General features: G+C 46.4%; 10 protein-coding genes. 5 read left to right on the top strand and 5 right to left on the bottom strand.

From position 1 onward, the window contains the following. Positions 1 to 79: 79 nt before the first annotated feature. Both EOE65_RS13655 and EOE65_RS13650 read right to left on the bottom strand, forming a co-directional pair. Complete coding sequence (locus tag EOE65_RS13655) at positions 80 to 3,088, bottom strand: STAND family AAA ATPase (protein ID WP_127694875.1); 3,009 nt, start codon at positions 3,086 to 3,088, stop codon at positions 80 to 82. Positions 3,089 to 3,285: 197 nt separating this feature from the next. Further along, a complete protein-coding gene (locus tag EOE65_RS13650; protein ID WP_164847115.1) occupies positions 3,286 to 3,870 on the bottom strand; it encodes a DUF2726 domain-containing protein in 585 nt (194 codons plus the stop codon). A gap of 267 nt (positions 3,871 to 4,137) precedes the next feature. Between EOE65_RS13650 and EOE65_RS13645 the strand changes: the two genes are divergently transcribed. Then, the gene (locus EOE65_RS13645; protein ID WP_127694873.1) at positions 4,138 to 5,046 is read left to right on the top strand and encodes a homocysteine S-methyltransferase family protein; all 909 of its coding nucleotides are present in this window, start codon (positions 4,138 to 4,140) and stop codon (positions 5,044 to 5,046) included. A gap of 26 nt (positions 5,047 to 5,072) precedes the next feature. Here EOE65_RS13645 and EOE65_RS13640 read toward each other — a convergent pair whose 3' ends face one another. The 3 genes from EOE65_RS13640 to EOE65_RS13630 form a co-directional block, all read right to left on the bottom strand. Continuing rightward, the gene (locus tag EOE65_RS13640; RefSeq protein ID WP_206052690.1) at positions 5,073 to 5,528 is read right to left on the bottom strand and encodes a DUF302 domain-containing protein; all 456 of its coding nucleotides are present in this window, start codon (positions 5,526 to 5,528) and stop codon (positions 5,073 to 5,075) included. 112 nt (positions 5,529 to 5,640) lie between these two features. Beyond that, entirely contained in the window at positions 5,641 to 8,175 is a 2,535-nt protein-coding gene (locus EOE65_RS13635) for a VanZ family protein (protein WP_127694872.1), read from the bottom strand. A gap of 118 nt (positions 8,176 to 8,293) precedes the next feature. After that, positions 8,294 to 8,953 carry a putative 2OG-Fe(II) oxygenase gene (locus EOE65_RS13630; RefSeq protein ID WP_127694871.1) on the bottom strand — a complete coding sequence of 220 codons (660 nt, stop codon included), beginning with the start codon at positions 8,951 to 8,953 and terminating at the stop codon, positions 8,294 to 8,296. A gap of 280 nt (positions 8,954 to 9,233) precedes the next feature. Here EOE65_RS13630 and EOE65_RS13625 point away from each other — a divergent pair, with 280 nt between their 5' ends. The 4 genes from EOE65_RS13625 to minE all read left to right on the top strand — a co-directional run bounded on the left by EOE65_RS13625 (position 9,234) and on the right by minE (position 11,855). Beyond that, positions 9,234 to 9,863, top strand: coding sequence for a CCXG family PEP-CTERM protein (locus tag EOE65_RS13625; RefSeq protein ID WP_127694870.1), 630 nt, complete (start codon positions 9,234 to 9,236; stop codon positions 9,861 to 9,863). A gap of 149 nt (positions 9,864 to 10,012) precedes the next feature. Beyond that, positions 10,013 to 10,735, top strand: coding sequence for a septum site-determining protein MinC (gene minC / locus EOE65_RS13620; protein WP_127694869.1), 723 nt, complete (start codon positions 10,013 to 10,015; stop codon positions 10,733 to 10,735). Between the two features lie 53 nt (positions 10,736 to 10,788). Further along, positions 10,789 to 11,604, top strand: coding sequence for a septum site-determining protein MinD (gene minD, locus EOE65_RS13615; protein WP_127694868.1), 816 nt, complete (start codon positions 10,789 to 10,791; stop codon positions 11,602 to 11,604). Continuing rightward, a complete protein-coding gene (gene minE, locus EOE65_RS13610) occupies positions 11,604 to 11,855 on the top strand; it encodes a cell division topological specificity factor MinE (RefSeq protein WP_127694867.1) in 252 nt (83 codons plus the stop codon). The genes minD and minE overlap by 1 nt, the downstream gene beginning before the upstream one ends. Positions 11,856 to 11,857 lie beyond the last annotated feature (2 nt).

Genomic DNA, 11,857 nt, shown 5'->3' with positions numbered 1-11,857 from the left:
TGTAAGAAAGGCACTTGAAATGAAAAGCCCAGGCTTAGGTCTGGGCTTTCAAATAACTTAAACCTCTAGACTGATCCCACTAATTACCTTTTATTGATGGCCTTAAGTGTATAGGTTTAAGGTTTACTTTAACTAAATGCCCCAATGCCTGTTTCTCGCTTTCAGGAGTATGGAACATATGTATGTGATACAAAACCAAACTCTGGAGAACTTTAAATGCAAGAGGGTTGTCTTGTAAGCTTTTGGCTAGTTTTTTCAGCGTTTCTATTGGTGGTTTTGAAGGGGATATCAGCGAAACAGCTGCTTGTATTAATTTGTAAGCGTTGTTATCGCTTCTACCTACTAAGAAGTCAATATCCTCTTTAAGTTTATCCGAACCTATGACTTCCGCTGTTTTTGAGATTAACCCAGTGCAAGTTATATTAATAATCTCGGAAATAAATTGAGCAGAAATCTCTTTAACTTCAGCTTTAGATAGACTGCTATTCATTTCTGTCAATCTGGATTCAATTTGATGAGCTAGATTATCAGGATCTTTCATTATTTCAGAAATAAAGAAGCCTAGAAGTCTTAACGGTGCATTCACCGTTTCGGTCAAATATTCATTTTTCTTTTCACGAGTTATAGAGCCGAAATAATTCTTTAATATCTGTCCTAATACTTCGGATGATCTGAGTAGCTTAAACAGGTCATCTATAGATCTATTATATTCCTCACTACCTTTATCAAGCTGCTCTTCTTTAGGTTCATAATCAATTTCCTCTGATCTTTTCCTTTGTTGTTTTTTATTCTCTTCAACATTCAAATCAGATATAACTACTTCAGATACTGAGCCAATAATATCATTAAGACATATAGTATCACTATTGAACTCAATCGGACTATAATCATAGTAACAGTTACTAAGATTATCAGAAATACTATCTACGACCCAATCACTATTCTTATGATGCGTCAAAAATAATATAATATTCGAGTTATCGCGGGTGCTCAAATTTTCACAGGATTGATTAATTATGGAAATTATTTCTTCATCTTCAATGTGGTCTGCAAAATATTTACCTAAAAAGAAAAATTTTATATAAGGATATGCAAAACTATAGAATCCTCCATTATAAATTAGTATCTTTGCCTTTATTAGAGTCCCCAACTGCTGCTCAAATTTTATAGTCGTAAATTTATCAGAGAACTGTTTATTGAACTTATTGAGTTCGCTCTCGTCTAGCGAATCACATTCTTGGTCACGGTAAAACCAAGCTAAATGAGATAAGTAGTTAAACATGACATCAAAGCTACCTTGCCCCACACCAGCCTCATCCAAACTTTTAGTAATTAAAAACTGATAGTAGTATGACATCCCTGAACTACTGAGCTCTTCTTTAGTTTGCGAAGATGAGCTTTGGAGTAATGTCAACAAGTATAAGGGCCTAGAAGGAACTAAATTTTTGCCTAAAACGGTAGTTATAGTTTTTTCTGAATTATGAATTTTATTTTCAAATTCTTGCTCCGTTTGAGCATGTCCATCCTCGTACTCATGAAGATGCCATTTTTTTATAAGCTGATATCTCAGATTGCAGCCAAAATCTTTTATTTTATAACTTTTGAAGTCAATGAGATAAGATCGCTGTTTACTTGATGCTATTGAGGCTGTGATAAACATACTGTTGCAAGCAATGATCACAGTGCCATAATTGTCATTAATATACTGAAATATTGAGTCGAGGCCTTTTACTAATGCTCCAATTTCTTCATAGTTATCTAAAAGAATAGCCTTATTAGATTTTCTTAATAAATTTAACTTCTCTGGCCTTTTGTACTGATGCTCTATAGCTTTAAGGATTGCTTTACGCATACTATTTGAGGTAGACCTTTTAATGTTTCTACAGTCTATATAGATAGGATAAACTTCCCGCTCATGCAAAGTGAAGTAAAGATTATGTAATGTTTTCGTTTTTCCTGTTTGATCATCACCTGTAATTAATATTTTCTTACCTACAGGATCGATATCGTCTAAACTTACAGACTTTCCAGTATCCAAGCAGTCTAATTCAGGAGAAATAAAAATATCTGAAATCGATACTTGGCTTTTAGAAGGTAGCGACAGACTCGCTCCTGGGTCTTTCAACTCATGAATAAATCCGTCAGTAATGGAGTGCGGTGAAGATTTTTCATAAAGACTGGCAGAATGATCATAGGCAGAGTCTTTTTCATAGCCTTCACTCGTTCTTGTATAGGAACAATACCTTACGTCCCCTGAATCTACATCAACCAATAGTGCAGAGAAACCGGCCTCACTCCCCATAGAGTGTGGTGCAAGGGCTTTTCCTTCAAAAAATAGAGTACTAGTGTTATTCGATGTAGTTATGTTGCTAGTTAGGGCAGAATGCTCATGACCGGAAAAAACTATACTAGAATGTTGCTGTATAAGTCTCCTGAAGTTGTGATAGGTATCCTGACAGTACCAGTTCATTGGATGATGAATAAGAGTAAACCGATGATCGTATTTTCCTTGAAACAAGTGCTCATAGTTTTCTATAGGATACACTAGAGTTCCAGGTCTCTCTTTAAGAACAGACATCCAAGAGGCATTTATTATTGACACCCTAATTACTTTCGATCCCTCCTGAATTTCATATTCCTCCCAGAGAGGGTCTTTAAAAAATTTAATATTGGGATTTAACTTATCAGAGAATTTTATAAAAAACTTCTGGGCAGAAACACACTTTTCAACTATATCAGGGTCTTTCGCTTTGGAGTTTTCACTATGTATAGCAGCAATAACTGTACTTCTGATTACATCCTCAGGAACTAGCTTACAATCGTGGTTACCTGGGGCTAAAAAAAAATCAATAGGAATTTCTTTTTCCTTTAATAGGCTTTCTTTTATCTTATCAAAAAACACTTTCGCGAGGTCATATTCCTCTTCAATCCCTCCATATGCCACATCCCCTGTAACGATAATCATACATCTATCACTAGACCTATAGACCTCAAAGAAAGAGGCAGCGATCTCGTCAGCTTCAAGTAGAAGATGAGTATCATCTGTCTTGATATGAATATCACTCAAGTGTAAAACACTAACCGTCATAAACCATTCCCCGGTATTTTTTCCGATTAAGGAAGCTACTTTGACAGAAAGAAGGCACAGCTACCTTCTATTATCTAACCACGCGAACTCCGCCCGCTTCAGCACTTCAACTTTCAGTTTTCACAATCAAATTCAGCGCTATTCTTAGGTTTTTTCTGAATGACTGAGGGTAGAGTAACTTTTACTACCTAATAGCCCTACCAAAAGTATTGAAGTACAGACCGAGTCTTTATTTTTGAAGAACACCTGTCTACAGAGTTCTTTTTATACCCATAGCATGCGCTATCAAAACCCTTCATCACTAGCGCTTTAACCTCCTCTAGCTTGTAACTGCGTTTCGCTGGCACGCGAATCAACGGAAGGTCCGCATCGTTACAAACACTTTCTAAAAGCTGATCACGCTGTTGGCGTTTCTTCTGGCTGTGGCTTTTATCATCCAACTCGATGGCGCAAACGGGTTTGAGGGTATCGGCAGCGCAGATCACATAATCAAAGTGTTTGGCTTTGATTTTCCCGAAGGCACGGCTCCATTCACTGCGGTTTTTGGTTGGGTTTGGCTCAACGATATCGGCAACACGTACTTTGCCAAAAACACGATGTTTAGCAGGATCAATACATTGATCCAGTACACCCAGAAACGAGCGCTCAGCTTGGGTGAAGAAGGTTTTCTTTTTGCGGTAGCCTAGAGCACTGTCTGGCTTGCGAGCAGAGTTTGAAGCAATGCTTTTTAAGAAGAACAGTACGATAAAAATCAGCACTGCGAAGATGATTGTCCATTCCATCGTCATTTCCTGTGACGTCTTAATCCCTTAGCCTTCATGGCTTAACTACAGTTAGTTTGCCTAGCGCTGTATAACTTATCAACAACTTAACTCAAACAAGCGTTGGGTATTCGGGGCTTTAAAGCCATGATGAGCGCGCAAGTCACTGCTCGGTCAGCGGATGGGGTAGCTATGCTTACAGGCCTTCGTGAACACCGCCTCATCGCTAGCTGTGGATAGATGGCTTGCGCTATAGTTTGGGGTCTGATCAAGCGATGGAAACGGGTTATGAGCGCAGTTACGATTTTAGATGGCGGTATGGGGCGTGAGTTGGAGCGCCGCGGGGCTCCTTTCCAGCAGCCGGAGTGGTCGGCTTTGGCAATGATGGAAGCGCCTGAGGTTGTCACCGCTGTGCATACCGCGTTTATCGAGGCGGGCGCTCGCCTCATTACCACCAATAGTTATGCACTCGTGCCCTTTCATATCGGCGAACAGCGCTTTACAACAGAGTGCGCACATCTGGCTCGTGCTGCGGTTAACGCCGCGCGCCAAGCGGCGGATAGTAGTGAGCACGAGGTAGCGGTTGCTGGGTCAATCCCGCCGCTATTTGGCTCCTATCGGCCAGATCTGTTTGATGCAAACCTTGCTGGCACAATCGCTCGCCCGCTGATCAGTGCGCTGTCTGATAGTGTTGATCTGTGGATAAACGAGACGGTCAGCTCAATCGAAGAGGGGCTGTTTGTAAAAGCGTTGGTGGATGAGCTCGATAAACCGCCGCGTCCTTACTGGGTCTCTTTTACCTTGGAAGATAGCCATCCAGTAGATCAACCTATGCTGCGCTCTGGCGAGCCGGTCGCTGATGCGGTGATTGCGCTAGCCAATGCGGGGGTCGATGCCATTTTATTTAATTGCTGCCAGCCAGAGGTGATCGCCGATGCAATTCGCACCGCGGCCACCGCGCTCAAAGCCATCGATAAGCCCATTCAGCTAGGAGCCTACGCAAACGCCTTTGCACCTGCTCCGCAGGCATTGGATGCAAATAACGATCTTAATGCGATGCGCGCCGACATCACCCCTGAAGCACATTTAGCTTGGGTACGTGAGTGGCAGCAGCTAGGCGCCACCTTGATTGGTGGGTGTTGTGGTATTGGCCCGGAGCATATCGCTGCCATAGCCAAGGATCAAGCAGCCAGCTAACAGCCAATATAGCTGGCTGTTGGAGGCTACTGAGTCGCTGCTTGGGCAAACTTAGCCAACGCGCCCGAAACCTTTTTCAGTACAGCATCACAGCCAGCAATACGGTGGCGGCTTTTTAGGTAGCTCGGTTCGTTGTAACTAAACCACACATCGCCCTGCTCATCTTCCCAAATTAAGGCTTTTTGCGGCAAATCCAACGCAACTTGCTGTTCGCACTGCATCAAGGGTGTTCCCACTTTTGGGTTACCAAAGATCACAACCTGTGTATCACGTAGTGAAAGGCCCGCTTTTTGTGCCCCGGCTTGATGGTCGATGACAGTGAATAACGTCATGCCTTTCGCGGCCAGTATCTGCTCAAAACGCTGGGTCGTTTCAGCAACACTGTGCATACTTTTTACGGATGTCACGCCAGCACTATTGTCCGCCTGTACAGCAGTCGTGGTACACACTGCCAAGCAGAGCGCCATGAATTTTGTTCGCATACCTGATCTCCTTGTGTTGTCGTTATCAATTGAACGATCAGTGACCAGTATGCGAGCCATTTATCACGTTTAAATCACGAACCAACGCACCGTTGCGACCTTAGAGCGAAACTTAGTCTGCCCAGCACTCCGCCATAAACAGCGCCACTAGGCGGCGCAGAACACGCGAAGGGCTCATTCCCAAGATACGCGCAACATCATTCAATAACGCGGCGTTTTCTGCGCTGAGCTCTACATGGGTTTGGGTAAACCCTGCTTTGTTGGTCGCCATGGCGGTTTTACTAAGCTGCATGGCGATAGCGGCCGCTTGCTCTTTGCGTTGCGCACCGTCGCCAAAGCGGCCGATCACTGCATTGAGTGTCCCTGATAGCGTATCGCCCCGTGCCTCACCTAACTCTGTTAGGAAATTCAGCTGATCAAGGTGGATATTCAGTTCGAGGGTCTCATCCGAGTGAGGCACTGGCGCAGGAACTACGGGCTGCGTTGTATCTTGAACGACGCGTTTTGCGACCCGTCCTCGGCTATGGGTGTACAAATAAAGCCTGCCGATACCAATAAAGCCGATCTGCGCTGCCGCCATCAAAGCACACCAGCGCATAAACAATATACTCTGAGCAAGCTGGGAATCTTTCTCCGGAGCCAATAAGAAATTGATCGGAGAGAACACCAGATCGCCTTTCATCACCACATCAGCCAGCGCAGCATTGAGCAAGAACCAGCTAATAGGTAACGATACCAGCAAGACGGTAACGGCTTTAATTGCCCCTCTGGAGGTGCCAAGCCAGTGCGCAGCAAAGGCTGCCGTCCAAGCGATAAGCAGGTACAGCGCTAAGACCGCCCAACCGCCGCCGATTAGACCATCGGTAGAGAGGAGCTCGATCAGATTATCCGTCACCGCCAGATCAAAGATGACAAAGCGCGCCGCAAGCAACAATGGCAGTGCAGCCAATGCACCCACCAACAGTATTTTGACCAGATGATCCAACTCGATCTTACTCGCGGTGCGATAAGCAAATACCAACCGGTATGCCAACGCTAAAAAGAGAGCAAAAGGCGCCACAAGCGCACCGAAGCGCAGTGTGTTTTCAATGCCATGGAAGCTGCTCCAGGTGTTGGAACCCGCAAGATCAGCCACGGTTTCGCCAGTAATCGCATTCGACAGCATTAAGTAAAAGATAACCGGCACACCCAAGCCTGCAATCCACATCCATAACCACGGCATCCGCGAGCGTGCTGCACGGCGGCCAGCCCATGCCGGTGCACCGCCCAGCCATACCCAAGCGGCGCCAAAGAAGATGAGATCTAGGCTATTGCCACCTAACCAAAACATTTCACGCACGTTGTAGGGCACGCCGGGTAGACGCACAACAAAATAACTCACACATGCAATCGCTAAAATAGCGCCGACCACACCGCCCCAGAAGATACCGCTTAGCGGTGCATTATCGGATGGTATAGCCGGCTGGCGAGTTTTTTCAGGCAACGGCGCAGAGGGAACAGGTGTTTTTGCTGCACGCTGCTCGGCAACAGGGCTACTTTTCCCAGCCGTTTTGTTTAACCAATAAGCAAACCAAACGTAGATAAGGTCGGTGATATCTGCTGTGTGATAGAGGTTAAAAATCTGGATAAACTCAGTAATCAGAACCAACGCAAATACAAGCATGGCGCTGTTACGCAGTTGAATGCCTCCGCGTGTTAAGCACCACATGGCTCCCGCGTAAACGAATACCTTAAACGCAAGCGCGATAACACCCTTGATGATCGAACCACCCAGAAAGCCCGAGAAAGGCACCCAGTTCAGCACGGCCTCGCTAACCACCAGCGAGAACGGCGCCATGGCCGCAAAGAACCACCCCACTAAAAGAAGTAACCCCAGCACCTTATAAAACAGCTTGGTTTGTGGGATTAACGCAAGGCAAGCGGCAGCTAATCCAAGTGCCACCACATCTGTTAAGGCGATTGAGTTATCCACAATCACCATTTCTAATGCGAGTACCAAGACACCTGAGCTAACCGCTAACAGCCGCTTTTTGCCCTGTAAAAACGCCATCGACAAGACGATCCCATAGAGCATCCAACCCGCTGTTTGTAGCACAAGTAGAGAGAAATTCAGTTCGGGTGTGAGCAGCAGTGGCTTCACTGCGTTTTTGTAGGCTTGCAGATCAATCGTTGGCACAAACGGCGCAAGGCGATAACTCAACCACAGCACCAGCAACAGCATGGGGATACTGAAAACTAAGCGGCTATCATGCTGCAAAATACGGCTGCGCAATGGCTCATAACGCGCAGCCCCCACCCCAATGGCCATACCCAGAGCGTTCCAATATACGTCGTAGAGCGCGGGGTCGCGGGATGGGATGATCAACTGAACAAACTGGCTGACAAGCGCGAGTAAGAGGCCACCGATCGCTACAGAGACCAGCGTTTCACGGCGTTTCTTTCCGCGCTGCCGATAGTAAAGGTACCCCAGAAAACCAAAGGGAATAAACAGCGCCACGTTGCCGAGAATATCGCCAATCGAAGGGTGCCCCCAGACACTGCTCAACAACGCGCTCAGCGCAGTCGCGGTATTATCTAATGAAAAGATAAACGGATATGCTGATCCATAGAAGATCAAAAAGCTGGCAATGTAAAAGGCCGTTCGCATAGCTTCGCACCTTGGCTAACTGGTTTTCCCTAGTCCTGCCTTTGACTGAGCAAAGGCAGCGTTCACTGTGCTCTTGAAGGCGCAACGATAGCCCAGAAGCGCCCTTGACGAAAGCGTCTCAAACCAGCGTCACAGCGCTGTTAAAGGCGATCACAACACGATCCTGCTCACCAAAATACGGCAGTGCCGAATGTTTCAAATAGGAAGGGAAGATCACAATCTGCCCTTCAATGGGTGCAAAATCCCAAAAGCCCTGCTGGTTGAGGTAGGCTGAACCCGCATCCGAGTAATGGTCTGCATTACCACGCGGGTCATAAAAACGATTCACACCATTACGCGCAGTTAGGTTGGCATCGCCTGGCGCCAAATAGTAGATGCCACACCAAGAGCAGTTTGGATGCGAGTGCACATCGTGATAACCACCGTTTTGGGTTACATGAAACCAAGATTCGATAATCTCTGCCTCACCCTCGGCCTCTGGCGGCCAATAAGGTGCATTTACTTGTGAGGCAACCGCGCCAATCAACTCCTCTAGCATACGGCGCAGCTCCATAATCGCTGGGTTATCTGCGGCCAGAAAATCTAACTTACTCTCGAATAGCTGGTGTTTAGCTGTGGTCGCAACCTCGCTTTCCACCGCCTGTGTTTGTTGGCGTTGGCTTGCATAGATATAACTGAGCAAATCCTCTTTCAAGAAATCATGTTCTGGGTACTCCGTTACAAAAAGCGGTGAACCCCAAGCCTCAATCGCTTCAATCATGGGAGAGTCTGTTTGCATTGCCTAGCCCCTAAATTCTGTGTGGGCATATTGTATGCGCATTCGTCAGCGCTGACTAACGCCTAGTTTCAACTTCCAACAAAAAAACGTGAGCAAAGCCACTCTATAAAAACCACCAAAACAACAAATAATTAAAACAAATATAAAAATTAAAAATATATAAAAACAATAGCTTAGGATAATTTTAAAACAAATATAGAAAAAATATTAGAAAAATTAAGGATACTCTTCTAAACTTCACGCCAAACGCAAACAGTTAACGGACTAGAGAGTTAAATTCATGAAGAAAATGTTTCTTAAAGCAGGTCTCGGTGGTTGTCTTTTAATGGCAAGTCTTTCTGCGCAAGCTGCACTCATCACATTAGAGACACGCTCTTTTGAAACCAACTTGTTCAACAATGATTGGGCACAAAGTTGGGCTGCACAATCAAATGCCGTCAACTCGCAATCGCTAACAGGGTTCAGTGGCCAGTTCACCGGCAATAACACGTTCAACCATGTCAACATCAGCTTTGACACGGCATTGAATGGCGTTTGGGATTTCGAAGCAGGGCTTGATGGCCACTACGGTGCAGCTATTTACCTAAACGGTAACTTAGTCACTCAACGTGCGGATGATCTTTGGTGGGCTAACAACTGGAATAGCTCCGATATTATCGCACTGGGTAGCACCAACCTATCGTCAGGCTCACATAGCCTAGATATCTATTGGGCCGAGAAATGCTGTAACGGCGGCAACACGATCCGTTTCAGCCACAACGACGACAACTGGCAAACTCTCACCGTTGCAGCGCTTGAAGATGCCGGTGCACCACTAGCGAAAGATAGCAGCACTGTACCGCTACCCTCTTCGCTTGCGTTATTTGCGATCGGTGCGGCTGGCCTCGGTCTGCGCCGTCGACGCGGTTAAATTCTCCAGCGCGCAGCGCTTGCTGTGCGCTCCCTCTTTTTTACTCCCCCTCCTCTGTTCAATTTCTAGTAAGCAGGTAAACTAATCGTCTTTACAGATGGTGTGTGCACTAGCGCCCCATTACCGGTTAGAGTCTAAGGATCTGCTCCATGAATGAGCCCAACTTCCAACTGAAAGGAAGTGCGGTTACAGCTATCGTTTTAGAGCTGTACCAATACGACACCCAAGCATTTCGTGATGCGCTACAGGAGAAGGTGTCTCAAGCCCCAGCCCTATTTACTGCATCACCTATTGTTGTTCAGCTCGACAAACTGGAGAGCACGCTTGACCCATCGCTGCTGGCAACACTGCTGCAAGACTGCCAAAACTGTGGCCTTCAGCCCATGGCGCTGCGTCTAAACGATGAACAAGCCGAGCAGCTTACAGAGCTACCCCTACCGCGCTTACCTGCGCTTAACTCACGCTCGCGGGCTGTAGAGCCAGAGCCGAGCAAAGCGGCGTCGGAAGTGGTCGTGAAAACGGTCGTTGAAGAAAAGATTATCGAGCGCGCGAGTAAAATCGTGACGCGCCCTGTTCGTTCAGGACAACAAGTATATGCTGAAGGCACCGACTTAATTATCTTGGCTCCGGTTAGCGAGGGCGCCGAGATTCTCGCGGACGGAAGCATACATGTTTATGGCCCGTTACGCGGCCGCGCCTTAGCAGGCGTAAAGGGCAATACCCAAGCACGGGTGTTTTGCCAAAGCTTAGAGGCTGAGCTTATATCGATTGCCGGAAACTTTAAGCTCAGCGATGCGCTGCGCGCCGAGCGATGGAAGCAGGCCGCACAAATCAGTTATCAAGATGATCAATTAATCGTCATGCCGTTGTAGTGTTTCAGTAGTAGTCAGTAAACGGCAGCACAACAGAATTTTAGGAGGACAACTTGGCTAAGATTATCGTCGTCACCTCAGGAAAAGGTGGTGTGGGCAAAACCACAACCAGCGCAGCAATCAGCACCGGCTTAGCACAGCGCGGCCATAAAACCGTCGTAATCGATTTTGACGTAGGCCTGCGTAATCTCGATTTGATCATGGGCTGCGAACGCCGTGTCGTTTATGATTTTGTTAACGTCATCAACGGCGAAGCGACGCTAAACCAAGCACTGATCAAAGATAAGCGCAACGAAACGCTGTATATCCTGCCAGCCTCGCAAACACGTGATAAAGACGCACTCACCACTGAAGGTGTGGAGAAAGTCCTAAACGAACTCAGCGAAGAGTTTGATTACATTATCTGTGATTCGCCAGCGGGTATCGAGAAAGGCGCGCAGATGGCACTCTATTTTGCTGATGCCGCAATTGTGACGACCAACCCAGAGGTTTCATCAGTACGTGACTCAGACCGCATTTTGGGCATTTTGCAGAGCAAATCACGCCGCGCGGAACAAGGTCTTGCCCCTGTAGAAGAGTACCTTCTGCTAACCCGTTACAACCCAGAGCGTGTCGAAGCCGGTGAAATGCTCGGCGTGAAAGACGTTGAAGATATCCTCGCGATTCCGCTGCTTGGCGTTATTCCAGAATCCGAAGCCGTGCTCAAAGCCTCCAACCAAGGTGTGCCAGTGATTCTAGATAATGAGTCCGATGCTGGCCAAGCATACGATGACGCAGTATCGCGCTTACTCGGTGATCAAGTTGAGCATCGTTTTCTAGAGGTACAGAAGAAGAAGGGTTTCTTGAGCCGTTTTTTGGGAGGTAAATAGTGGGTATTTTTGATTACTTCCGCAGCAAAAAAGAGCCTTCTTCGGCCTCGGTTGCTAAAGAGCGTTTACAAATTATCGTGGCACACGAACGCGGTAAGCGTTCAGGCCCTAGCTACTTGCCTCAGATGCAGCAAGAGATCGTTGCCGTCATCCGCAAATATGTCGAGATCGATGAAGATCAAGTACAGATTCAGCTGGATAACAACGATGAATGCTCAGTGCTTGAACTTAACGTAACACTCCCGGACTAAGA

Origin of the sequence: Neptunomonas marina (genome assembly GCF_004005935.1) — a bacterium.
Taxonomy (GTDB): Bacteria; Pseudomonadota; Gammaproteobacteria; order Pseudomonadales; family Balneatricaceae; genus Neptunomonas; species Neptunomonas marina.
This window is presented reverse-complemented; position numbering and strand designations above follow the sequence as displayed.

Bases quoted from the DNA above. Each gene is read 5' to 3' on its own strand.
- EOE65_RS13655 (WP_127694875.1), bottom strand. From the start codon at position 3,088: ATGACGGTTAGTGTTTTACACTTGAGTGATATTCATATCAAGACAGAT.
- minC (WP_127694869.1), top strand. From the start codon at position 10,013: ATGAATGAGCCCAACTTCCAACTGAAAGGAAGTGCGGTTACAGCTATC.
- EOE65_RS13635 (WP_127694872.1), bottom strand. From the start codon at position 8,175: ATGCGAACGGCCTTTTACATTGCCAGCTTTTTGATCTTCTATGGATCA.
- EOE65_RS13625 (WP_127694870.1), top strand. From the start codon at position 9,234: ATGAAGAAAATGTTTCTTAAAGCAGGTCTCGGTGGTTGTCTTTTAATG.
- EOE65_RS13650 (WP_164847115.1), bottom strand. From the start codon at position 3,870: ATGGAATGGACAATCATCTTCGCAGTGCTGATTTTTATCGTACTGTTC.
- EOE65_RS13645 (WP_127694873.1), top strand. From the start codon at position 4,138: ATGAGCGCAGTTACGATTTTAGATGGCGGTATGGGGCGTGAGTTGGAG.
- EOE65_RS13640 (WP_206052690.1), bottom strand. From the start codon at position 5,528: ATGCGAACAAAATTCATGGCGCTCTGCTTGGCAGTGTGTACCACGACT.
- EOE65_RS13630 (WP_127694871.1), bottom strand. From the start codon at position 8,953: ATGCAAACAGACTCTCCCATGATTGAAGCGATTGAGGCTTGGGGTTCA.